Source organism: Mycobacterium sp. Root265 (assembly GCF_001428895.1).
GTDB lineage: Bacteria > Actinomycetota > Actinomycetes > Mycobacteriales > Mycobacteriaceae > Mycobacterium.
Genome location: NZ_LMJA01000018.1, coordinates 1 through 23,468 on the forward strand (window position 1 = coordinate 1; position 23,468 = coordinate 23,468).

General features: G+C 68.5%; 20 protein-coding genes. 13 read left to right on the top strand and 7 right to left on the bottom strand.

What is annotated here, in order from left to right:
* A partial coding sequence (locus ASE48_RS16015; protein WP_156409229.1) for a DUF5078 domain-containing protein occupies positions 1-218 on the top strand: 218 nt, incomplete at its 5' end.
* Between the two features lie 17 nt (positions 219-235).
* Positions 236-808 carry a hypothetical protein gene (locus tag ASE48_RS16020; protein ID WP_057168108.1) on the top strand — a complete coding sequence of 191 codons (573 nt, stop codon included), beginning with the start codon at positions 236-238 and terminating at the stop codon, positions 806-808.
* Here the strand turns inward: ASE48_RS16020 and ASE48_RS16025 are convergent.
* Positions 805-2,649: a flavin-containing monooxygenase gene (locus tag ASE48_RS16025; RefSeq protein WP_057168109.1), complete on the bottom strand. Its 1,845-nt coding sequence runs from the start codon at positions 2,647-2,649 to the stop codon at positions 805-807. The two genes, ASE48_RS16020 and ASE48_RS16025, sit on opposite strands and share 4 nt — an antisense overlap.
* 96 nt (positions 2,650-2,745) lie before the next feature.
* Between ASE48_RS16025 and ASE48_RS16030 the strand changes: the two genes are divergently transcribed.
* Genes ASE48_RS16030 through ASE48_RS16040 form a run of 3 tightly spaced genes read left to right on the top strand, consistent with a single transcriptional unit; the run spans position 2,746 to position 5,931 of the window.
* A complete protein-coding gene (locus tag ASE48_RS16030) occupies positions 2,746-3,807 on the top strand; it encodes a 2,3-butanediol dehydrogenase (protein ID WP_057168110.1) in 1,062 nt (353 codons plus the stop codon).
* Complete coding sequence (locus tag ASE48_RS16035) at positions 3,804-4,601, top strand: acetoin reductase (RefSeq protein WP_057168111.1); 798 nt, start codon at positions 3,804-3,806, stop codon at positions 4,599-4,601. The genes ASE48_RS16030 and ASE48_RS16035 overlap by 4 nt, the downstream gene beginning before the upstream one ends.
* Positions 4,602-4,644: 43 nt before the next feature.
* The gene (locus ASE48_RS16040) at positions 4,645-5,931 is read left to right on the top strand and encodes a helix-turn-helix domain-containing protein (protein WP_057168112.1); all 1,287 of its coding nucleotides are present in this window, start codon (positions 4,645-4,647) and stop codon (positions 5,929-5,931) included.
* Here the strand turns inward: ASE48_RS16040 and ygiD are convergent.
* On the bottom strand, positions 5,919-6,683 hold the full coding sequence (gene ygiD, locus ASE48_RS16045) for a 4,5-DOPA dioxygenase extradiol (RefSeq protein ID WP_200962174.1): 765 nt from the start codon (positions 6,681-6,683) through the stop codon (positions 5,919-5,921). The two genes, ASE48_RS16040 and ygiD, sit on opposite strands and share 13 nt — an antisense overlap.
* Before the next feature lie 91 nt (positions 6,684-6,774).
* Here ygiD and ASE48_RS16050 point away from each other — a divergent pair, with 91 nt between their 5' ends.
* A complete protein-coding gene (locus ASE48_RS16050) occupies positions 6,775-8,130 on the top strand; it encodes an FAD-dependent oxidoreductase (protein ID WP_057168113.1) in 1,356 nt (451 codons plus the stop codon).
* On the opposite strand, the gene ASE48_RS16055 is transcribed toward ASE48_RS16050, so the two are convergent.
* On the bottom strand, positions 8,096-8,851 hold the full coding sequence (locus ASE48_RS16055) for an alpha/beta hydrolase family protein (protein ID WP_057168114.1): 756 nt from the start codon (positions 8,849-8,851) through the stop codon (positions 8,096-8,098). The two genes, ASE48_RS16050 and ASE48_RS16055, sit on opposite strands and share 35 nt — an antisense overlap.
* Before the next feature lie 46 nt (positions 8,852-8,897).
* On the opposite strand from ASE48_RS16055, the gene ASE48_RS16060 reads away from it, so the two are divergent.
* The 3 genes from ASE48_RS16060 (at position 8,898) to ASE48_RS16070 (ending at position 15,378) form a co-directional block, all read left to right on the top strand.
* Positions 8,898-9,800, top strand: a complete 903-nt coding sequence (locus ASE48_RS16060) for a mycobacterial-type methylenetetrahydrofolate reductase (protein ID WP_057168171.1) — start codon at positions 8,898-8,900, stop codon at positions 9,798-9,800.
* 494 nt (positions 9,801-10,294) lie between these two features.
* Positions 10,295-14,197 carry an ATP-dependent RNA helicase HrpA gene (gene hrpA, locus ASE48_RS16065; protein ID WP_057168115.1) on the top strand — a complete coding sequence of 1,301 codons (3,903 nt, stop codon included), beginning with the start codon at positions 10,295-10,297 and terminating at the stop codon, positions 14,195-14,197.
* A gap of 83 nt (positions 14,198-14,280) precedes the next feature.
* Positions 14,281-15,378, top strand: a complete 1,098-nt coding sequence (locus tag ASE48_RS16070) for an FAD-dependent oxidoreductase (protein WP_082614230.1) — start codon at positions 14,281-14,283, stop codon at positions 15,376-15,378.
* Here ASE48_RS16070 and ASE48_RS16075 read toward each other — a convergent pair.
* Positions 15,341-15,898, bottom strand: coding sequence for an NADPH-dependent FMN reductase (locus ASE48_RS16075; protein ID WP_057168116.1), 558 nt, complete (start codon positions 15,896-15,898; stop codon positions 15,341-15,343). The two genes, ASE48_RS16070 and ASE48_RS16075, sit on opposite strands and share 38 nt — an antisense overlap.
* A 134-nt stretch (positions 15,899-16,032) precedes the next feature.
* Between ASE48_RS16075 and ASE48_RS16080 the strand changes: the two genes are divergently transcribed.
* The 3 genes from ASE48_RS16080 to ASE48_RS33425 are packed head-to-tail and all read left to right on the top strand — an operon-like array spanning position 16,033 to position 18,602.
* Positions 16,033-17,244, top strand: coding sequence for a CaiB/BaiF CoA transferase family protein (locus ASE48_RS16080; protein WP_057168173.1), 1,212 nt, complete (start codon positions 16,033-16,035; stop codon positions 17,242-17,244).
* A 4-nt stretch (positions 17,245-17,248) separates the two neighbouring features.
* Complete coding sequence (locus tag ASE48_RS33420) at positions 17,249-18,433, top strand: sensor histidine kinase (protein ID WP_082614224.1); 1,185 nt, start codon at positions 17,249-17,251, stop codon at positions 18,431-18,433.
* Positions 18,434-18,440: 7 nt separating this feature from the next.
* Positions 18,441-18,602, top strand: a complete 162-nt coding sequence (locus ASE48_RS33425) for a response regulator transcription factor (protein WP_235571239.1) — start codon at positions 18,441-18,443, stop codon at positions 18,600-18,602.
* On the opposite strand, the gene ASE48_RS16095 is transcribed toward ASE48_RS33425, so the two are convergent.
* The gene (locus ASE48_RS16095) at positions 18,587-20,068 is read right to left on the bottom strand and encodes a multicopper oxidase family protein (RefSeq protein ID WP_057168174.1); all 1,482 of its coding nucleotides are present in this window, start codon (positions 20,066-20,068) and stop codon (positions 18,587-18,589) included. The two genes, ASE48_RS33425 and ASE48_RS16095, sit on opposite strands and share 16 nt — an antisense overlap.
* 167 nt (positions 20,069-20,235) lie before the next feature.
* Here ASE48_RS16095 and ASE48_RS16100 point away from each other — a divergent pair, with 167 nt between their 5' ends.
* The gene (locus tag ASE48_RS16100; protein WP_057168117.1) at positions 20,236-21,060 is read left to right on the top strand and encodes an alpha/beta fold hydrolase; all 825 of its coding nucleotides are present in this window, start codon (positions 20,236-20,238) and stop codon (positions 21,058-21,060) included.
* On the opposite strand, the gene ASE48_RS16105 is transcribed toward ASE48_RS16100, so the two are convergent.
* Together ASE48_RS16105 and ASE48_RS16110 are read right to left on the bottom strand one after the other, a co-directional pair.
* Entirely contained in the window at positions 21,038-22,231 is a 1,194-nt protein-coding gene (locus ASE48_RS16105; protein WP_235571251.1) for an acyl-CoA dehydrogenase family protein, read from the bottom strand. The two genes, ASE48_RS16100 and ASE48_RS16105, sit on opposite strands and share 23 nt — an antisense overlap.
* Positions 22,224-23,417 (bottom strand): acyl-CoA dehydrogenase family protein, encoded by a 1,194-nt coding sequence (locus ASE48_RS16110; RefSeq protein ID WP_057168118.1) that lies wholly within the window; start codon positions 23,415-23,417, stop codon positions 22,224-22,226. The genes ASE48_RS16105 and ASE48_RS16110 overlap by 8 nt, the downstream gene beginning before the upstream one ends.
* Positions 23,418-23,468 lie beyond the last annotated feature (51 nt).

Genomic DNA, 23,468 nt, shown 5'->3' on the forward strand with positions numbered 1-23,468 from the left:
GCGCCGTCCAGGACCGCATCCACTGGTTCTTCTCCATGGACTACGCCGGCCGCCGCCAATACTCCGAAGACACCGCCACCAACGCCTTCTACGAACAGCTGGCCTGGAACTGGCCCAACTGGGCCAAGATCTTCTTCAACAACAAAGGCGTCGTCGCCCACTCCACTGCCGTCTGCATGAACTACCCACCCGACGACATGTCCGTCTGGGTCTGGTGACCCTATAGATTGACCCGGTGCAGAAGCATCGGACCACGACGGTCGGCGTCCTGACCATTGTCGGTGCGCTGCTCTGCGCGGCGGCCATCGGCGGATTCCTGCTCTACCGCTTTCATCTGCTGCGCCCGTATGTGTTCCACCCGTTGCTGTTCGGGGTCACCGGTGGTCTGGCCCTCGCCCTCGCGTGCGGCCTCGGTCTGCGCCGCCCCCTCGCCCGCTGGATCGGCGTCGCGGTCTGCGTACTGGGTGCTGCCGCCATCGGTTTCATCGGCTGGTTCGCCTCGGCCTTCCAGACCGACCTGACAGCCGAATCGCGCCTGGAGTCCGCCGACGGCAGTATGGAACTCGTGGTCTACAGCGGCAGCGCCGTCATGGCCCCGGATCCGATCTGGGAGCTGCGTCTGCACACCCGGCAGGGTCTGCTGTCGCAGGAGCGTGACCTCGGCTGCGTCAATGCGGATGTGCTGTCGCTCAACGGTATCGGCTGGACCGGACCGCGGACACTGCGGGTGGCGCTGTCCAGCGGTGTCGTCGACATCGCCGTCGACGGTGACGGCCGACCGGACCGCACCGTCGACGGCGGCTGCTAGCTGAGGTGGTGGACTTCCTGCAGCCCGTACACCGGCGTCGGGAGTCCTTCGTAGCGGGCCTTCAGCTGTAGGGCCAGGTACAACGAATAGTGCCGGGACTGATGGAGATTCCCGCCGTGGAACCACAGGTTGGGTTGCTGGGTGGGCTTCCACATGTTGCGCTGCTCGCCCTCCCAGGGGCCGGGGTCCTTGGTCGTCTCGCTGCCCAGGCCCCACACCTTGCCGACCTTGTCGGCGACGTCCTGGCCGATCAGATCGGCGGCCCAGCCGTTCATCGAACCGAACCCGGTGGCGTACACCACCACATCGGCGGGCAACTCGGTACCGTCGGCCAGCACCACGCTGTCCGCGGTCAGGTGTGACACATCGCCGTGCGCCAGCTTGATGCTGCCGTCGGCAATGAGATCGCAGGCGCCGACGTCGATGTAGTAACCGGATCCGCGACGCAGGTACTTCATGAACAGCCCGGAGTCGTCATCGCCCCAGTCCAGGTCGAAGCCCGCGGCTTCCAGCCGGGCGTAGAAATCCTTGTCCCGCTCCCGGATCGCGTCATAGATCGGGATCTGGAACTGGTGCATGATCCGGTACGGCAGGGAGGCGAACGTCAGATCGGCCTTCTCGGTGGTCATTCCGGCCGCCAGCGCGCGCTCGGAGTACAGGTCGCCGAGCCCGAGATCCATCAGCGAATCCGATTTCACGATATGGGTGGATGAGCGCTGCACCATCGTCACGTCGACACCGTTCTCGACCAGTGCCTTGCAGATGTCGTGCGCGGAGTTGTTGGAGCCGATGACCACCGCGCGTTTGCCCGCGTACCGGTCCGGGCCCGGGTGATGGCTCGAATGGTGTTGGTCGCCGATGAATTCATCCTGGCCGGGGAAGGTGGGCACATTCGGCTTGCCGGACATCCCGGTGGCCAGCACGAGCTGGGTCGGGTGCAGGGTGAGTCGCTCGCCGTCGCGGTCCACCTCGACCGTCCAGCGCTGTTCGGACTCGTCGAAGGAGGCGGACAGGCAGGTGGTCTTCGACCAGTACGGCACCTCCATGACGCGGGTGTAGAACTCCAGCCAGTCGCCGATCTTGTCCTTCGGCGCGAACACCGGCCAGTTCTGCGGGAACGGCAGGTAGGGCAGGTGGTCGTACCAGACCGGGTCGTGCAGGCACAGCGACTTGTAGCGCTTGCGCCACTGATCGCCGGGACGTTCGTGGCGGTCGACCACGATGGCGGGCACACCGAGCTGACGCAGCCTGGCGCCCAATGCGATTCCGCCCTGCCCGCCCCCGATCACCAGGATGTAGGGCTGCTCGGAGTAGCCGAGCGCACGATCCTCGTCGAGCTTGCGTTCCGCCCAGGACCGGGTGTCCGGGTCGGACCCGTGTACCGCACCGAGCACCCGGGTGGCGCCCTTGCGCTCCTCATGGTCCTTGAGTTCCTGCAGCGCGGTCAGCAAGGTCCACGCTGTGTCCGATCCGTCGTCGCCTCGTTTCAGGCGCAGGTGACCGGTGCCACGGCCCACCGCGGTCTCGAACTCGATGAACGCCGACACCACGCCGTCACCGTCATCGGTGGCGGGCTCACGGGTCCGGAACCGTGACGGGTCCGTGCCGGTGAGCCGGTTCTCCAGCATCTCGCCGATCGCGTCACGGCCCTCCATCGTCTTCAGATTCCAGGTGAACGACACCAGGTCGCGCCAGAAGCTGTCGACGGCGAACATCCCGGTGGCCCGCTGGATGTCGCGGGTGGCCAGGACCGTCTCGAACTCGGACAGCCAGGCGTCCACGCGTTCTTGCGCCGAGATGCGGGAGGTGGGGGCAACCGGAAGGTCAGCGATCTGTGTCATGTGAGCCAGCACACACCTGGGCCCGATGCGAGCGCAAGGGCTGCAACCCCCTGCAACTCTTTCGCGGTGTGCGCCAGGTCACATAGAACTGCAGGCATGAGAGCAGCTGTGTACTACGGGCCGAACAAAGTCGATGTAACCGACGTACCCGAGCCGGAGCCGGGGCCCGGGACCGTCAAGGTGAAGGTCGGATTCAACGGCATCTGCGGCACGGACCTGCACGAATACTATGCCGGGCCGATCTTCGTGCCGACCGAACCGCACCCGCTGACCGGCCAGCAGCTGCCGGTGGTGATGGGCCACGAATTCTCCGGCACCATCACCGCACTCGGCGCCGGGGTCCGCGGCTGGGCCGAGGGGGACCGGGTGGCGATCGAACCGATCTACCGGTGCGGGAAGTGCGGACCGTGTCAGGCGGGCAACTACAACATCTGCGCCCAGATCGGCTTCCACGGACTGATGTCCGACGGCGGGATGGCGGAGTACACCGTCGTGCCGGTGAACATGCTGCACAAGCTGCCCGACAATGTGTCACTGGAACTCGGCGCGCTGGTGGAGCCGATGTCGGTGGCCTATCACGCGGCCACCCTGGGCGACGCGCACCCCGGCGACACCGCGATGGTGTTCGGCGCGGGCCCCATCGGCATCGGACTGTGGTTCGCACTGCGCGGCAAGGGTATCGAGGACACCTTCGTCGTCGAGCCATCCGCCACGCGACGCGCCGCCATCGAAGCGCTCGGCGCGCGCACCCTGGATCCGACCGCCGTCGACGTACCGTCCTTCATCGCCGACCACACGAGCGGCCGCGGTGCCGGCGCGGTATACGACGCCGCCGGGGTGGCCCCCGCCGTCGAGACCGCGCTGGCCTGCGTCGGTGCGCGCAAGGCCATGGTCAGCGTGGCGATCTACGAGAAGCCGCTGACCACCCCGCTGCTGAACCTGGTGATGAACGAATCCCGGATCCAGGGCTCGCTGTGTTACACCGCAGCCGATTTCGAAGCCGTCATCGACCTGATGTCGCGCGGGACCTACGACACCACCGGGTGGGTGACCGCCATCGGTATCGAGGATGTCGTCGATGAGGGCTTCGAGGCCCTGCATGCCGGAACCAAGATGAAGGTTCTGGTCGATCCCGCCGACTCGAAGGGTCGGTCATGACACGCACCATCCCCGCCCCGCTGGTCGGCAAGGTGGCACTGGTGACCGGCGCGGGCCGAGGTATCGGCCGCGGCATCGCCCACGAGCTGGCCGGCCAGGGAGCCGACCTGGCGCTGGTCGATGTCAGTGCCGACGCGCTGGCCGGCGTCGCCGACGAGATCACCGAAATCGGCTCCAAAGTCACCACATTCGTCGCCGACGTCTCCGACCGCGCGGCCGTCTTCGACGCGGTGGAGCACGCCGCGAGCGCCCTCGGCGGATTCGACATCATGGTGAACAACGCCGGGATCGCCTTGGTGGGACCGATTGCGGAGGTGACCCCGGAACAGCTGTCACGGTTGTGGGCGATCAACGTCGACGGTGTGTTGTGGGGCATCCAGGCCGCGGTCGCCAAATTCACCGAGCTCGGCACCAGGGGCAAGGTGATCAATGCCTCGTCCATCGCGGGTCACGAGGGGTTCGCGATGCTGGGCCCGTACAGCGCCACCAAATTCGCGGTCCGGGCGCTCACCCAGGCCGCGGCCAAGGAGCACGCCGGGGCCGGCATCACCGTCAACGCGTACTGCCCGGGGGTCGTCGGCACCGACATGTGGGTCGAGATCGACAAGCGGTTCGCCGAACTGACCGGCGCCGCGGAGGGTGAGACCTTCGCGAAGTTCTCCGCCACCATTGCACTCGGCAGGCCGGAGACGCCGGAGGATGTCGCCGGATACGTCGCCTACCTGGCCGGACCCGGCGCGGACTACATGACGGGGCAGGCCGGCCTGATCGACGGGGGCATGGTCTACCGGTGACCCGCACGTGACAGCCCGTGTGACGGGGAGCACAATCGGGGCAATGGCAGGCTCCTCGATCCCCGAGCCCGCGGTCGCCGTCGGTGACGACCCGCGTCGGTACGCCATGCTGCTGTCCGAGGTGTATGACGCGACGATGGCCGGGTCCCGGGCTCCGGCGAAACCGCGCACCGTCATCGCGGACTCCTGGAACAGGCTGCTGGGCAGTGGAATTGACCCCGAGCATCACGACCCGCCGGATGTGGATCGCAGTGGGCTGGATCTGCTGCGGCAGTCCTCGGGTCTGACGGCGGTGCTCGAGGACATCTCGCGGGGCCTGGAATCGGTGATCGCCGACGGCAACAACATCCTGGTGGTGGCGGATGCGCGCGGCCGGGTGCTGTGGCGCTCCGGCACACCCCGGGTGTTGTCACAGGCTGACCGGCTGGGCTTCGTCGAGGGCGCCCACTGGGGCGAACCTGCGGTGGGGACCAACGCGATCGGTACCGCGCTGGTGTCCCGGCGGGCGGTGCAGATCTTCTCCGCCGAGCACTTCCTGCGCAGCCATCACGCCTGGACGTGTGCGGGCGCGCCGATCCGCGACCCGCGCACCGGGCATGTGATCGGTGCCGTCGACGTGTCCGGACCTGCCTCGACGGTGCATCCCACCACCGTGGCGCTGGTGGACCTGGTGGCGCGGCTGGCCGAATCGCGGCTGCGTGAAGCCCATGAACGCACGCTGAACCGGTTGCGGGCGGTCGCTGCCCCGATGCTGGCCCGGATGGGCTCGCCGGCGCTCGCGGTCGACCCGGAAGGCTGGGTCGCGGCGGTGGATTCACTTCCGCCGCACAATCGGATCCTGTTGCCGCACAACGCCGGGGCCGGCCGCGCGTGGATACCCGCACTCGGTGCCTGTGAGCTGGAGCCGCTGTCGGGCGGGTGGCTGGTGCGGCCGGTCGAGGAGATGGCCGCCGACGGTCCGGCGGGGCGCGCCACGCTGGACCTGCGGAACCACAGTGCGCCGACACTGTCGATGGTGGGGCAGTCGGGCACCTGGTGTCGCGACATCTCGCCGCGGCACGCCGAGATACTGCTGGTGCTCGCCACCCGTCCGGAGGGGCGCAGCGCACCGGAGCTGGCCGCGGATCTGTATGGCGACCGTTCCCGGGTGGTCACCGTGCGTGCCGAGATGTCGCGGCTGCGAAGGCAACTCGTCGGTCTGATCGCCGGGCAGCCGTACCGCTTCGCGGACGGCGTCGTGGTGGACGTGCTTCGACCCAGCGATCCGCGGGGGTTGCTACCGGCGTCGACCGCGCCCGCGGTCCGTGCCGCCCGTGATCAGAGCGTGTAGGACGTCATCGACAACGAGCCATAGGTGTAACCCTGGACAAGCACGGTGGCGGGTGTGGCTCCGGCCAGTCCGGCGAAGTACAGCATCGGGATGAAATGGTCGGCCGTGGGCACCGCTCGATCGAAATCAGGGTGCTCGCGCAGTCTCAGCACCTCGGCGGGCGCTGAGGTCAGCAGCTCACGGGCAGCGTCGTCAAACCTTGCGGCCCAGTCGAATCCGCTGTCGGGCAGAGTCGGAGACATCACTCGTAAGTTGTGCACGATGTTCCCGCTGCCGAGCACCAGGACGCCGCGTCGGCGCAACGGGGCCAACCGCGCACCGAGGTCGAGATGGTATTCCAGCGGTTGCTCGGCGTTGATGGACAGCTGCACCACGGGGATGTCGGCGTCCGGGAAGGCGTGCAGCAGCACCGACCAGGTGCCGTGGTCAATGCCCCAGCTGTCCTGGTCGGCGCCCACCCAGGTCGGCTTCACGATCTCAGCGACCTCGTCGACCAGGGCGGGCAGCCCCGGCGCCGGGTACCCGACCGCATAGAGCTCTGGCGGAAAACCGTAGAAATCATGGATGGTCCGGGGCCGTGCCATCGCGGTCACGGCGGTGGCGTTGATGTACCAGTGCGCGCTGACCACCAGGATGGCGCGCGGCCGCGGCACCGACTGCCCGAACGCCTGCCAGGCGTCGGTGTAGCGATTGGTGTCCAGCGCATTCATGGGGCTGCCGTGGCCTATGAAGGCTGCGGGCATGGCGCTCATGGGACGAAACTACCGCACCCGGCCGGGGTAGGCCTTGCGGTACCCGCGTACCAAGTTAGGGTTGCCTTACCCATATCTAAGCGAGGTGCTCATGCGAGAGATCCGTGTGGCGGTCATCGGGGCCGGCCCAGCCGGCATCTATGCGTCCGACACTCTGACCAGTGAATATGCGAATGCGCGGGTCGACCTGTTCGATCGTCTGCCGGCGCCGTACGGCCTGGTCCGCTATGGCGTCGCCCCCGATCACCCGCGGATCAAGGAGATCATCAAGGCCCTGCGCCGGGTGCTCTCGCGGGACGAGATTCGCTTCATCGGCAACGTCCACTACGGCACCGACATCACGCTGACGGACCTGCGGCGTCACTACGACGCCGTCATCTTCTCCACCGGCGCGCGCCGGGACCGCCCGCTGGACATCCCGGGTATCGACCTGCCCGGCAGTTACGGCGCTGCGGACTTCGTCTCCTGGTACGACGGGCACCCCGACGTGCCGCGCACCTGGCCATTGGAGGCCCGCGAGGTCGCCGTGCTCGGGGCGGGCAATGTGGCCCTCGACATCGCCCGGGTGCTGGCCAAGCCCGCCGAGGAACAGCTCGGCACCGAGATCGCCGGCAACGTCTATCAGGGATTGGCGCTGAACAAGGCGACCGACATCCATGTCTTCGCCCGGCGCGGTCCGGCCCAGATCAAGTTCTCGCCCATGGAGTTTCGTGAGCTGTCGCATTCACCGAGTGTCGACGTCATCGTGCATCCGGAGGGTTTCGAGATCGATGAGGCCAGTCAGAAGGCCATCAACTCGACCAAGTCCATCAAGCTCGTCGTCGACACCATGATGAAGTACATGGACCGGGAGCCCACCGGCGCGCCGCACCGCATCCACATCCACCTATGCCAGTCGCCGGTCGCGGTGCTGGGCACCGATGCGGTGGAGGGACTGCGCACCGAGCGCACCGAGCTGATCGGCGACGGAACCGTGAGGGGCACAGGAGAGTTCACCGACTGGCCGGTCCAGGCCGTCTACCGCGCGGTCGGTTACCTGTCCTCACACCTGGCCGATCTGCCTTTCGATCACCATGCCGGCGTGGTCCCCAACGACGCGGGCCGGGTGCTCGACGCGGACTGGATGGTGGTCGACGCCACCTACGTCACGGGCTGGATCAAGCGCGGCCCGATCGGATTGATCGGCCACACCAAATCCGATGCGGCCGAGACGATCGCCAGCCTGCTAGCCGACCTGCCGGGCATCCGCCCGCCCGAGGTCGGTGACCCGGACGCCATCCTGGGCCACCTGTCCGCCAACAACGTGGACTACACCACCTGGGCCGAATGGGAACGTCTGGACGCCCACGAGGTCGCACTCGGTGGGGAACAGGGCCGCGAACGGGTCAAGGTGGTGCCGCGGGCCGACATGATCACCGCAGGTAGGCGTCCGCCCACGCCCCGATGATGCGGCCGGCGCGCTTGGCCTGACCCGGGCCGGTGAGCAGATGCTCGGAACCCTCCAGCGAGACGAAGCTGCGAGGGTGCCGGGCGGTCCGGAAGATATCGCTGGCGTTCTCGGTGCCGACGGTGTTGTCCGTCGGCGAATGCAGGATCAGCAGCGGCAGCCGGAGAGCCTTGATCTTGTCGTCCAGCTTCGCGCGCCGCACGTCCTCGACGAACGCGCGCTTGAGGGTCAGCGTCTTGCCGCCCACCATCCACTGCCCGCTGCCCTCGGCGAACACCTGATCCAGACACGCGTCGTACTGGTGCTCGACATGGGTCGGGTCGAACGGCGCGCCCACGGTGACCACCGCGCGCACCCCGGCGCAATCACGCGCGCAGGCCAGCACCGCCGCGCCGCCCCACGAATGGCCCACCAGCAGATCGGCGGGGGTACCGCGCGCGGTCATGAAATGGCATGCCGCGATGACGTCGTCGACCTTGCAGGTGAACGATCCGTCACCCCAGTCCCCCTCGGAGCCGCCGAGGCCGAGCGCATCGAAGCGCAGCATGCCGATCCCGTCGGCGGCCAGCTGCTTGCAGATCCGCGCCGCGGCCGGTGAGTCCTTGCCGAGCGTGAATCCGTGCGAGAAGACGCCCCAACCGCGCACCGGACCCTCGGGCAGGTCGATGAGACCGGCCAGGGCGGGCCCGGTCGCGCTGGGGAAGGTGACGCGTTCAGCCATGCCCAGGGTTTACCACGGCGATGCTCCGCACCTTAGGGTGGCGGTCGTGCCGCTCAACACCGTCGCGCTCGAACTCGTCCCACCGAACGTGGAACGGGGTGCGCAGTACGCCGTCGAAGAGGCGATCAAGGTCCGGGCGTTGTCGCAGGAAACAGGCGTCGAGGTCGGGCACGTCATGATCCCCGGGATGATCGACGAGGACGACGACCGTCCCATCGAGATGAAGCCCAAGATGGACGTGCTGGAGTACTGGTCGTTGATCCAGCCCGAGCTGCCCGGCTCCCGCGGACTGTGCACCCAGGTGACGTCGTTCCTGGACGAACCGGCGCTGCGCGGCAGGCTCACCGAACTGAACGGGGCGAACTTCGACGGCATCGCCTTCGTCGGGGTGCCCCGCACGCTCAGCGACGGCGAGGGCGGCGGTGTCGCCCCCACCGACGCACTGTCCACGTTCGACAGCCTGGTGCCCAACCGCGGGGTCATCCTGATCCCGACCCGCGACGGTGAGCAGGGCCGGTTCAACTTCAAATGCAACCAGGGCGCCACCTATGGGATGACCCAGCTGCTGTACTCGGACGCCATCGTCGGCTTTCTGACCGAATTCGCCAGGACCACCGAACACCGTCCGGAGATCCTGTTGTCGTTCGGGTTCGTCCCGAAGCTGGAATCCAAGGTCAAGCTGATCAACTGGCTCATCCAGGACCCCGGCAACGCGGCCGTGGCCGCCGAACAGGAGTTCGTCAGCAGACTGGCTCCGCTGGATCCCGACGCCAAGCGCCGCGAGATGCTGGATCTGTACAAGCGGGTGATCGACGGCGTCGGCGGGCTCGGCTTCCCGCTGAGCGTGCACTTCGAGGCGGCCTACGGACCCTCCAAGCCGGCCTTCGACACCTTCGCCGCGATGCTCGACTACTGGGCGCCGGAGAGCTCCAACTCGAACGCCGGATAGTCGTCGAGCATCCTGCGCAGCGCGCTCGAACTGCCACATCGAGGTGAGGTCGTGGTCGAGGCGGCAGTCGACCGCGGCCACCGACCCGCCCGGTGGCGGCACATCGTGCACCCGATCGGCGATCTGGTCGAACAGGCTGTGCGGTGCGGCCAGGTAATGCCAGGGGCGCCGGTGTGGCGTCGACAGCACCGCCGCGTACACCAGGCCGTGTTCGGTGGCCAGGATGTGGGTGGCGGTGATCGTGAAGGGCGCGTGGGCCTCGGCCTGTCCCCATTCGGCAGCGGCCACCTGCCCGGCCAGGACGTGCAACCGGACGTCGTCGGTGATGAGTGCGGGGAAGTCGGGCCGGCCGATCTGCGGACCGACGTCCAGGCAGTCACGCAGCATGGCGCCGAAGTAATCGAACATGGAGGCCTCCCGGGAGAAATCCAGACGTCGAGGCCTCGAGCCTGCACCCGGGCGGGGGTGACGGTCAACCGCCTATCCTTGCCCGGGTGTCCGCCCAGTCCGAGTCCATCCGTGCGTTGCGCGCCAAGCTGGACGATCTGACCTTCCGGGACGCGTCCCGGTTGGGGCGACGCCTCAAGGGGCTGCACGGCGACCCGCCGGAATCCCTGATCAAACAGTTCGGCGCCGCCGAAGCACTGGTGCTGACCCGGCAAGCCGCCGTCCCGGAGATCACCTACCCCGACCTGCCGGTGACCGACAGCCGTGCCGAGCTGGCCGCAGCCATCAGTGCGAACCAGGTGGTGATCGTCGCCGGGGCCACCGGTTCGGGTAAGACCACTCAGCTGCCCAAGATCTGCCTGGAGCTCGGGCGCGGTATCCGCGGCACCATCGGGCACACCCAGCCGCGCCGGCTGGCTGCCCGTACGGTGGCCCAGCGCATCGCCGATGAGCTCGGCACCCCGCTGGGGTCGACGGTCGGCTACACCGTCCGGTTCACCGATCAAGCCAGCGACTCGACCCTGATCAAACTGATGACCGACGGCATTCTGCTCGCCGAGATCCAGCGTGACCGCCGACTGCTGCGCTACGACACCCTGATCCTCGACGAGGCACACGAACGCAGCCTCAACATCGACTTCCTGCTCGGATACCTGCGCGAGTTGTTACCGCGCCGACCCGACCTCAAGGTGATCGTCACCTCGGCGACCATCGAGCCCGAGCGCTTCGCCGAGCACTTCAACGGCGCGCCCATCGTCGAGGTGTCGGGGCGCACCTACCCGGTGGAGATCCGGTACCGGCCGCTGGAAGTGCCGGTAGGCGGCGGCAACGACGGGGACGACTCGGCTGACCCCGACGACCCCGATCACGAGATCGTCCGCACCGAGATGCGCGATCCGACCGAGGCGATCGTCGACGCCATCGGGGAGTTGGAGGCCGAACCGGCCGGCGACGTGCTGGTGTTCCTGTCCGGGGAACGCGAGATCCGCGACACCGCGGACGCCCTGCGCGGCCTGGTGGATCAGGGCACCGAGGTACTGCCGCTGTATGCCCGGCTCTCGACCGCCGAACAGCAGAAGGTGTTCACGACCAGCACCGCCCGCAGGCGAATCGTGCTGGCCACCAACGTCGCCGAGACCTCGCTGACGGTGCCGGGCATTCGGTACGTCGTCGACCCCGGTACCGCGCGGATCTCCCGTTACAGCAGGCGCACCAAGGTGCAACGGCTGCCCATCGAACCGATCTCGCAGGCCTCGGCCGCGCAGCGCGCGGGCAGGTCGGGGCGCACCGCCCCGGGCATCTGTATCCGGCTGTACTCGGAGGACGATTTCGAATCCCGGCCCCGCTACACCGATCCGGAGATCCTGCGCACCAACCTGGCCGCGGTGATCCTGCAGATGGCCGCACTCAAACTCGGTGACATCGAGGACTTTCCGTTCCTGGACCCGCCCGACGCGCGCAGCATCCGCGACGGCGTGCAGCTGCTACAGGAACTCGGCGCATTCGACGCAGGCGGCGCGCTCACCGAAGTGGGGCAACGCCTTGCCCGACTGCCGCTGGATCCCCGGGTCGGCCGGATGATCCTGGCCGCCGACACCGAGAACTGCGTGCGGGAGGTGCTGGTGCTGGCCGCCGCGCTGTCCATTCCCGACCCGCGGGAACGCCCCGCCGATCGGGAGGACGCCGCGCGCCAGAAGCACGCGCGGTTCGCCGACGACAACTCGGATTTCGTGTCCTATCTGAACCTCTGGAACTACCTGCGCGAGCAACGCAAGGAGCGCTCCGGCAGCGCCTTCCGGCGGATGTGTCGCGACGAGTTCCTGCACTACCTGCGCATCCGGGAATGGCAGGACCTCGCCGGCCAGTTGCGCAGCATCGCCGGCGACCTGGGCATCCGCGACTCCGGGGAGGACGCCGACCCGGCCCGGATCCACGCCGCACTGGCAGCAGGACTGTTGTCGCACATCGGCCTTCGGGAGGGCGAGAGCCGCGACTACATCGGCGCACGCAACACCAAGTTCGTGCTGGCCCCGGGATCGGTGCTCTCCAAGAAGCCGCCGCGCTGGATCGTGGTGGCCGATCTGGTGGAGACCAGTCGGCTGTTCGGCCGCACCGCCGCACGCATCGACCCCGAATCCATCGAACGGGTGGCCGGGCATCTGGTGCAGCGCAGTTACAGCGAGCCGCACTGGAATGCGCAGCGCGGCGCGGTGATGGCCTTCGAGCGGGTGACGCTCTACGGGCTGCCACTGGTGCCACGCCGAACCGTCGGCTACGCCCAGGTCGACCCGGCGGTGTCCCGCGACCTGTTCATCCAGCACGCTCTGGTCGAAGGTGACTGGCAGACCCGGCACCACTTCTTCCGGGACAACACCGCGTTGCGCGCCGAACTGGAGGAGATGGAGGAACGAGCCCGCCGCCGTGACCTGGTGATCGATGACCAGGAGCTGTTCGCCCTCTACGATGCGCGCATTCCGCCGGAAGCGGTGTCGGCCAGGCACTTCGACGCATGGTGGAAGAAGCAGCGACACCAGACGCCCGACCTGCTGACCTTCACCCGCGCCGACCTACTGCGCTCCGATGATGCCGACGAACATCCCGACACCTGGCGCACCGAGGATCTGGCCCTGCCGCTGACCTACCGGTTCGAGCCGGGCGCCGCCGACGACGGTGTGACGGTGCACATTCCCGTCGAGGTACTGACCCGCATCGGAGGTGACGGATTCGCCTGGCAGGTGCCCGCCCTGCGGGAAGAACTGGTGACGGCGTTGATCAAGTCGCTGCCGAAGGATCTGCGCCGCAACTTCGTGCCCGCCCCGGACACCGCGCGGGCCATCCTGGATGACCTGAACCCGGGGACCGGGTCCCTGCTGACCGAGATGCAGCGCGAGCTGCGCAGGCGCAGCGGTGTGGTGGTGCCGGTCGAGGCCTTCGACCTGAGCAAGATCCCCGACCACCTGCGGGTCACCTTCGCGGTGGAGACCGCCGACGGCACCGAGGTGGCCCGGGGCAAGGACCTTGCCGGCCTACAGGATCGGCTGGCCGCCCCGGTGCAGCGGGCGGTCGCCCAGGCCGTTGCCGGCGAATGGCAGCGAACCGGTCTGACGTCGTGGCCGGCCGATCTGGCCGAATTGCCGCGCACCGTCGAACAACTCAGCGGCGGACACACCGTCCGCGGATTCCCGGCCTTCGTCGACACCGGCGCCGCGGTGGATGTGCGGGTCTTCGCCACCAAGGCCGAACAGACTGCGTCGATGCGGCCCGGTCTGCGCCGACTGCTGCGGCTGACGGCGCCGTCGCCGGTCAAGGCGGTGGAACGCGGGCTCGACACCCGGGCCAGACTCACCTTGAACGCGAACCCGGACGGATCGCTGACCGCGCTGCTGGAGGACTGCGCCGATGCGGCCGTCGATGCGCTGGCCCGGGAATTGGTATGGACCAAAGCCGATTTCGATGCCGTGGCCGCGCGGATAGGCAAGGGTCTGGTTGCCACGACCGCCGATATCGCCGGGCGGGTCGGCAAGGTGCTGGCCGCCGCCCACGAGGCGCAGGTCGCCATACCGGACCGGCCGCCGGCTGCGCAGGCCGACGCCGTCGCCGATATTCGGGCGCAGCTGGATCGGTTGCTGCCCGAGGGTTTTGTCACCGTCGCCGGGGCCGCCCGGTTGGCCGATCTGACCCGCTATCTGATGGCGATCGGCAGGCGGCTGGAGCGGCTGCCGCACGCGCTCGGCGCCGACCGGGAGCGGATGGACCGGGTGCACGGCGTGGAAGACGCCTATGACGACCTGCTGCGCACGCTGTCCCCGGCCCGCGCCTCCGGGGCCGATGTCACCGATATCGGTTGGCAGATCGAGGAATTGCGGGTCAGCCTGTGGGCCCAGCAACTGGGCACCCCGCGCCCCGTCAGCGAGCAACGCATCTACAAGGCCATCGCGGCGATCAACTAGCGGCGGCGAAGGATGCGGGGCCTGAAATTAGCCCAGCTATCAAAAACGCCACCGAAAGACTTGCCGCCGGTTACCGTGTCGTGGTGCAGCGTGTTGTCATCGCCGGGCTCGGCGACACCGGAGTCCTGACCGCACTCAAGCTGGCGAAGCGCTTCGAGGTCACCGGCATCTCCGCCAAACCCGGACTGCTCAGCGGGCAGGAACTCGGGGTACGCATCGCCCGTCCGCACGAATGGGCACGCGACTACTGGACCGGGTTCGAACGGTTTCGCGGGCTGGACCGGGTGCGCACTCTGCACGGCACCCTGACCGGGCTCGATCTGGCCGCCAGTACCGTCGGCGTCGACCGCTCCGGCGCCGTCGAGCACGTTCCCTACGACATCCTGGTCATCTCCACCGGTGTCACGAACGGGTTCTGGCGCAGGCCGCACCTGCAGTCCGCCGACGAGATCGATGCGGACCTGCAGGCGGTGCACCGGCGGCTGGCCGCGGCGAAATCCATCGCGGTGATCGGGGGAGGCGCCGCCGCGGTGAGCGCGGCCGCCAACCTCGCGGCCGCGCTGCCCGGCGCCCGGATCGGTCTGTACTACCCCAGCGAACACGCACTGCCGCAGCATCATCGGCGGGTGTGGCGCAGGATCGAGACCCGGCTGACGGCGGCGGGGGTCGGATTGCATCCCGGACACCGGGCGGTCATCCCCGAGGACCACGGGGACATCACCAGCGCGCCGGTGCACTGGAGCACCGGGCAGCCGGCGGTCAGCGCCGATGCGGTGCTGTGGGCGATCGGCCGGGTCAGCCCGAACACCGGCTGGCTGCCCGCAGAACTGCTCGACGACGGCGGATTCGTCCGTGTCACACCACAACTGCAGGCCCCCGGCCACCCGGAGGTGTTCGCGATCGGTGATGTCGCGGCCACCGATCCGCTGCGCGCCTCGGCACGCAGCCGCGCCGACGGTCTGCTCGCCCGCAACATTGCCGCGTACGCCGCGGGAAAGCCGATGGGTGCCTACAAGCCACCGAAGGCCCGCTGGGGGTCGGTGCTCGGCGCCCAGGCCGACGGACTGGAGGTGTTCGCCCCGTCCGGTCAGGCGATGCGCTTCCCGGCCTGGTCGGTGCGTAACGTGCTCCAGCCCTGGATCGTCAAGCGGGGGATATACCGAGGCGTGCGGTCAGACTGATCAACTGATCCAGCAGTGCGTCGAGTTCACCCGCGCGGCGCTCCAGCGGAGTGAAACCGTCGGCGCCGAACTCCTGGAACAGGGACAGCGCGACCTGGGCCCGGACATCGAACATCTGAAAGTTCGCCACGATCTGCCGCCACTGCTCCACGGCACGCACGCCGCCGTCCGCTCCGTAGGACACGAAGCCGACCGCCTTGCCGGACCATTCGGGCCCCAGGCTGTCGACCGCATTCTTCAGCGCGCCGGGGACCCCGTGGTTGTACTCGGGCGTGACGAACACGAATCCGTCGCAGGCATCGATCGCCCGGCTCCACCGCCGGACGTGCTCCGAGTCGTACTCGCGGTTCGCTGCTGCGGGCGGCACCGGGGCGGTCAGCAGCGGGACGTCGAATTCCTTGAGGTCGATGACCTCGAACTCGCTGGCGTCCCGGCGTGCCGCCTGCTCGGCGACCCACTGCGCGACGGAGGCGCCGGCGCGGCCCTCCCGTATCGATCCGATGATGATGCCGATGGTCATATTCATGTTCTCCCTTCGGTAGGTGCATCGCCTGTCAACGGCTCGAGTCTTCCCGAAACGCGCCGATCGGTACCGTCGTCAATACGGTACGGTCGCCGGTAGACCAGTGGAGAGGACGACATATGGGCAAGGTCATGGAGGGCGTCCGCGTCCTGGAGGTCGCGCAGTTCACCTTCGTCCCCGCCGCCGGCGCGATCCTGGCCGATTGGGGCGCCGACGTGATCAAGGTCGAGCACCCGGTGCGCGGTGACACCCAGCGAGGGTTCATCAACATGGGCGGGTTCGCGCTCGACCCCAACCGGCATCCGCTCATCGAGCACCCCAACCGTGGCAAGCGCAGCGTCGGCATCGACGTCTCCACCCCGGGCGGCCAGGAGGTGCTCTACGAGATCGCCAAGACCGCCGACGTCTTCCTGACCAACTACATGCCCGCCCAGCGACAGAAGAACAAGTTCGATGTCGAGCACATCCGCGCGGTCAACCCCAACATCATCTATGCCCGCGGCAGTGCCTACGGCGACAAGGGCGACGAACGCGACACCGGCGGTTTCGACGGCACGGCGTTCTGGACCCGCAGCGGTGTCGGGCACGCGCTGACCCCGGAGGATCTGGGCGGCGCACTGTCACAGGGCATCCCGGCTTTCGGTGACTCGATCGGCGGGATGAACATCGCCGGCGGCATCTCCGCGGCGCTGTTCCACCGCGAGCGTACCGGCGAGACCTCCGAGATCGATGTGTCCCTGCTGAGCACGGCGTGGTGGGCGGCAGGAGCCAGTGTCACCCAGGGGATGGAGACCGGCGAGACGATGCGCTCGGTGATGCCGAATTCGGTTGGCCCGACGGTGAACCCGTTCCTGGGCAACTATCTGACGTCGGACGGCGGCACCATCAACCTGTGTATCGTCAGCCCGACCGGCTACATCCGGGACGCCTTCGAGCATCTCGGGCTGCCCGAACTGGCCGACGATCCTCGGTTCTCCGATGTACTGCCGCTGATCGAAAATGCCGCGGCCGCCGTCGAACTGATCACCGAATCGATCCGAAGCAGACCGTTCGAGTACTGGCGCAAGCACCTCAAGACCATGAAAGGCCAATGGGCGCCGTTCCAGAGCCTGGTGGACCTGGGCAGCGATGAACAGGCGCTGGCCAACGACATGGTCGTCGAGGTCGAAGGCTCAGACGGTCAACCGTTCAAGGTGGTGCGCGGGCCGGTGCAGTTCAACCACGAACCGCTCCAGACCACCCGGGCGCCGCAGGCCTCCGAACACACCGAGCTCGTGCTGATGGAAATCGGCCTGGACTGGGATCGCATCGAGGAGTTGAAGGACGCCGGCGCGATAGCCTGAGGATGTGCACTCCCTCCTGCTCCGGGGCGCGCCGCTGCTGTTGACGCCGGTGCTCCTGGCAGTGAGCACCTTTCCTGGCGAGTTCCGGGTGTCGGCCGGCTACTGGGTACTGGGCTGCGCAGCGGCCGTGGTCTTCCTCTTCGGGGGCCGGTGGCCGTTTCCGGTGTCGCTGACGCTGTCCGCGCTGGCGATCCCGATGTTCGCGGCGCAGGCGTGGGGGCTGTCCGGACTGGTGCCCTATCTCGCAGCGGTGTCTTTGGCCGAGCTCACAGCACGCACCGACCGGGACCGGGTCATCGCCGCCGCGGCCGCCGGTTGGCTGCTCGCCCTGGTGCTGGGAGTACAACTCGACGATCACGCCCCGAGGTGGAGCGCCGCCGATGTCACCACGGTGGCTGCGGCGTTCGGGCTGCCGCTGTTGCTCGGCCTGTACCTGCGCGGCCAACGGCAGGTCCGGGCCCTCGCGGAATCGGAGGTCCGCGCTCAGGAACGGGGTGCCATGGCCCGCGAGTTGCATGACCTGGTCGCCCACCACATGGCGTCCATCGCGCTGCGCGCCGGCGTCGCCGAACACGTGATCGGAACGGCGGACCCGCGGGTCGCCGAGGTGCTCGACGATGTGCACCGCACCGCGGCCGATGCGCTGGCCGATATCCGGCGCTGGCAGGCCGCGCTGCGTGACCCGGCCCTGCACGAGGTGGCCATGGTGGAGCCCGAGGCGCTGTGGAGCGAGATCGAGGCCGCCGTGCAACGCACCCGCGCAGCGGGTTTCACGGTGCACGCGGAGATCGACCGGGCGATCACCGGACTGGACGCGATGGCGCGGCTGACCGTGCTGCGGGTGACCCAGGAGGCGCTCACCAACGTGATGAAGCATGCCGATCCGGGCGGGCCCGTCGAACTGTCCATCGCGCGACACGGTGGCGGTGTGGAGATCCGCGTCGACAGCGCCGGGGTCGACGAACATCAGGGTGGTCTTGGGGTCATCGGCATGTCGGAGCGGATGCAACTGTGCGGCGGCACGTTCACCGCAGGCCGCAGCGAGCACCGCGGCGCTGATCGCCGCGGTGCATCGGGTGGCCGACGGCGACTTCGTGCTTTCGCCACACCTGTTGCAGCGGTTGGTATCCCGGGCGGTCGGCGCGCGTGTCCCCGACGGTCCCGAGGCGGTACCGCTGACGACGCGTGAAGAGGATGTGCTGCCGCTGATCGTCGAGGGCCTGTCCAATCAGGAGATCGCCGACCGGCTGCACCTCGGCGTCACCACGGTCAAGACGCATGTGGCCAACCTGATGGACAAGCTCGGAGCCCAGAACCGGGTGCAACTCGCGGTGTACGGGTATCAACGCATGGCGTGAGGCATGTCCATGGCCATCGGCTGCGGCTGCTGTCCGGGGTTGAGCACCAGGAACTGGCCCATCATGCCCCGGTCCTCGTGCAGGGCCAGATGGCAGTGATACATGTACGGGAAGGTCGGATCGGTGTAGTCGGAGAATCTGACCGCGAGCCGGATCCGTTGTCCAGGTGGGGTGTACACCGTGTCCTTGAGACCTGCCAGCTGCGGCGGTGGCGGCGCACCGTCGATGTCGATGATCCGGAACTGGGTGTCGTGCACGTGGAAGTTGTGCGGCCAGTTGTCCACGTTGCGCACGGTCCAGATCTCGTCGGCGTCCACCGTCGCATGAAAGTCGATGCGGTTCATGTCCATCCGGTTCCCGTTGATCATGAACCACTGCAGATCGAACTCGCGGTGCACGGCCGTCGCCTCATCCGGCAGCGTCGCCGACGTGGCCAGCGCTGCGGGGAGCGCGGCGCTGGGGCGCAGGTTGCGCTCCGGTTGCAGCCGCATGACGGTGAACGAGTCGCCGATGCCGAAGCGAGCCGCTTCCTCCTTCTCCAGGCCGGCGCGGTGTTCGATCGGAAAAGACTGCAGTGCATAGTCTTGCCCTGGTCTGGACTCGACCACGATCTCGGCGCGCTCGCCGGGGCTCAGCTGTACCCGGGTCGCCGGGACGGGCGCGGCGAGCAGCCCGCCGTCACCGGCGATGACATGAAAGACCCTGTCATCGGAGAAACCCAGGTTGTACAGCCGCCCGCCGGAACCGTTGAGCACGCGCAGCCGGACCCGCTCGGTGCGCACCGTCAGATGCGCCCCGGCAATCCCATTGGTCACGATGGTGTCGCCGAGCAGGCCGACGTCCGTCGGGTCGGATTCGTCGAGCGCACCCGAAGGTGTGAAACGGCGGTCCTGGATGATCAGCGGGATGTCGTCGACGCCGTAATCGCCCGGAAGACCGTCGGTGTCGTCGTCGACGAGAAACATCCCGGCCAGCCCCCGGTAGATGTGCTTCTCGGTCGCGCCGTGCGGATGCGGGTGATACCAGAGCGTCGCCGCGGGTTGCCGTACCTCCCAGCGTGGCTGCCACTGCCCACCGGCCGGCACCGTCTGGTGCGGCCCGCCGTCGCACTGGGCGGGCACGTGCATACCGTGCCAGTGCACGGTGGTCGGTTCGGGCAACGCGTTCTCGACATGGACGGCCACCGACTCGCCGCGCCGCGCGCGCAGCGTCGGCCCCAGGATCGAGCCGTTGAATCCCCAGGTGGCGGTGCGTACTCCGGGCAGCATCTCGGTCTCGCCGGCCGTCGCCCGCAGGGTGAAGACGCGGGTACCGTCCGCGCCGACGGTCGCTTCGGCCAGCGGTGGGATCGGCAACGGACGGGTCAGCGGTGGCGTGCGCCGGCCGGGCTGGGGACCCGAACAGGCCAGGGTCAGGGCCAGTGGGGTTGCGGTGAGGCCGACGAGGAGCTGCCGGCGGGACAGGATGGGCACACGTCGAGTCTTCGGGGTTCGGTGCCGGCCCGGATCCTCCGTGGGGCCCGGAAGTGCGGTCCGCTGGGACCTTGCGCATGCCGGTACTACCTGCTAACCCCCACCCGGGATTGGTGGCTGGCGTCGATGCCTGCCCGGGCAGGTCACGGGAGAGTCATGCCATGACCACATTCGAGACCGCCATCGTCCCGCGGTTCACCACGATCGACGGTGTCCGCATCCGATACGCCGAAAGCGGCCCGGCGCCCGCCGACGCGATACTGCTCAGCCCGTGGCCCGAGACGGTCTACGCCTTCGATCAGGTATGGCCGGAGCTGGCTGCGCATGCGCACCTGGTGGCCGTCGACCCGCCCGGATTCGGCGGATCACAGGGCCGGGAAGAGCTGCTGAACCCGAAGGCCCTCGGCGACTTCATCGTCCGGGTCGCCGACGAGTTCGGGCTGGAACACCCCCACCTCGTCGGACCCGATATCGGAACCTCCGCGGCGCTGTTCGCCGCTGCCGCCGCACCGGGCCGGTTCGCCTCGGTGGTGGTGGGATCCGGGGGCGCGGCGGTGCCCATCACCGTCACCGGGGTCCTGCAGGACTGGGTGTTCGCCACCGATCTGAAGCCCTACCGGGACATCGGGGGCGAGGCCATCGTCGAGTCTGCGCTGGACACGATCTCCGGCTACACGCCACCACCTGCCGTGCGCGCCGACTACATCGCCGGCTATGCCGGCGACCGGTTTGCAGGCACCATCCTGTATGCGCAGAGCTACCGGCAGTGGCTTCCGGTGCTGGCCGACCTGCTGCCCGGCATCACCACCCCGGTCCGCGTGATCGCGGGCAGTGACGATCAGGTGGTCCCGCCGGTCAACGCGACGTACCTCGCCGAACGCCTGCCGTCCGGTCGCGCGGATCTGGTCGACGGCGCCGGGCACTTCGTCTGGGAGGAACGACCTGCCGAGTACGCGGCCCTGATCACCGAGTGGTGGCGCCGGTAGCCACTCGCGGCGCCCTGGCATCGGCGGTGTCGAGCACCAGCTCGGCGACCCGGTGGCGGTGCGCTTCGGCGCTGCCCAGCAGCGCAGCGTCGGTGGTGGCCCGCTTGAAGTACAGGTGTGCCTGGTGCTCCCAGGTGAAGCCGATCCCGCCGTGCACCTGGATGGTGTCGGTGGCGATCCGGGAGAACGCCGTCGATGCCAGGGCCTGCGCGATGGCGGCCGCCAGTGCCGGGTCGTCGGAGCCGTCGCCCAGCGCCCACACCGCGTGGTAGGTGGCCGAGCGGGCATGCTCCAGATCGACCATGCCCTCGGCCAGCCGGTGCTTGACCGCCTGGAAGGACCCGATCGGACGGCCGAACTGCAGCCGTGACTTCGCGTACTCGACCGACAGACTCAGCAGATGTGCTGCCGCGCCGATCTGTTCGGCCGCCAGCAGCGCCGAGCCGACCTGCAGTGCGTGGCTGATCACCCGGTCGGCCTCATCGGGTCCGGCCACCAGCCGGGCCGGCGCATCGGACAGCTCGATGGTCGCCTGCGGCCTGGTCAGATCGAGGGTGATCAGCGCGGTGCGCTGCACACCCGGGCCATCGGCGTCCACGGCGTAGAGGGCCACACCGTCGGGACCGGTTGCGGCGACGAGAAGTTCGTCGGCGGCATCGGCGTCCACGACGCGTTCGACACGACCGGTCAGCCGGTCGGTCCCGGTGACGGTGACGGCGGTGGCGTCGAATGCGCCGGCCCGGTCCGGGACGGCGAAGGCCGCGGTGCGGGTGCCCTCGACCAGGGCGCCGAGCAGCTCGTCACGGTCCGGGCGACTCGATGCCGCGACCAGCGCGGGAATGGCCAGGAACACGGTGCCGAAGAGAGGCCCGGTCGCCAGCGCCGCGCCGAGTTCCTCGACGGCGATGGCCTGATCGACCAGGGTGCCGCCGACGCCACCGTCGGACTCGGGCACGGACAGTCCGAGCACACCGAGCTCAGACCCCAACCGCTGCCAGACATTCCGGTTGAAGCGCGGTTCGGATTCCATCTGAATGCGGGCGTTGGCCTCGCCGAAATTGTCGGCGCTGAACTTGCGCACTGCATCCCGGAGTTGGGCCTGCTCGCCGCTGAACACGAACTCCTGCACATCAGCCACATTGTCGGGCTGATCCGTAAACTCCTCAGCCACGCGGGATCTCCTTCCACGGCATGCCGGCGTCGGCCCGCAGATCGCCGGGCAGGCCCAGGATCCGTTCGGCCAGGATGTTGCGCATCACTTCGGATGTCCCGCCTTCGATGGTGTTGGCCTTGCTGCGCAGGAAGCGCTGCTGGATGGGTCCCCGCCAATCCGTCTCATCGTCACTGTCGTGCAGCCCGTACCCGTGATACAGAAGGCCTTCGGCGCCAAGCAGATCCATGCACCACGTGTAGATGTGCTGGTTGAGTTCGGCGCCGACCAGCTTGCCGATCGATCCCTCGGGGCCCGGCCCGCCGACGGTCGCGGTGGCCCGCGAGCGTTGCGCGGTCAACCGCTGGGCCTCCGAGCGCAGCCACAGCTGGGTCAGCCGGTCGCGCAGCACCGGGGTCTGCAGATCGGGGCGCGAGGCCCACAGCCCGACGGCCTCGGCGATGGTGCCGGCGCCGCGCTGGGAACCGCTGCCGCCGAGCGCACTGCGCTCGTTCATCAGCGTCGTCATCGCCACCCCCCAGCCGTTGCCGACGTCACCGAGCCGGTGCGCGTCGGGGATGCGGGCGTCGGTGATGTAGACCTCGTTGAACTCGGCCTGCCCGGTCAGCTGCCGCAGCGGCCGCGTCTCGACACCGGGCGCGTGCATGTCGAGCACGAAATAGGTGAGCCCCTTGTGCTTGGCCACATCGGGATCGGTACGCGCGAGCAGCAGACCCCAGCGCGCCCGGTGAGCCAGGCTGGTCCATACCTTCTGCCCGTTGATGATCCAGTCCTCACCGTCGCGGACGGCGGAGGTGGCCAGGCCGGCCAGATCGGATCCGGCGCCGGGCTCGGAGAACAGCTGACACCAGATGTCCTCGGTGCTCGCCAGCGGCCGCAGCCAGAACTTCTTGAGGTCCTCGGACTGCGCGTGTTCGCGCACGGTCGGCGCGGCCATCCCGTAGCCCATCGGGTTGAGCCCCAGCGGCATCGGACCACCGGCGCCCTGCAGGATGCCGTCCGCGACGGCCTGCAGCCCGCGGGAGACCCCGAGGCCGCCGAGTCCCTCCGGGAAGTGCACCCAGGCCAGCCCGGCGTCGTAGCCGGCCGTCAGGAACTCGGGGATCGGAACCTTTTTCGGATCGTGGTCTGCCACGACCTGCCGGGCCAGGTCAGCGACCCGGTCCGCATCGGCTTGCGCGCTCATCCAGTCACCATAGGTAAGCGTGATCGACATCACGTAGGCGGGTCTACCAAC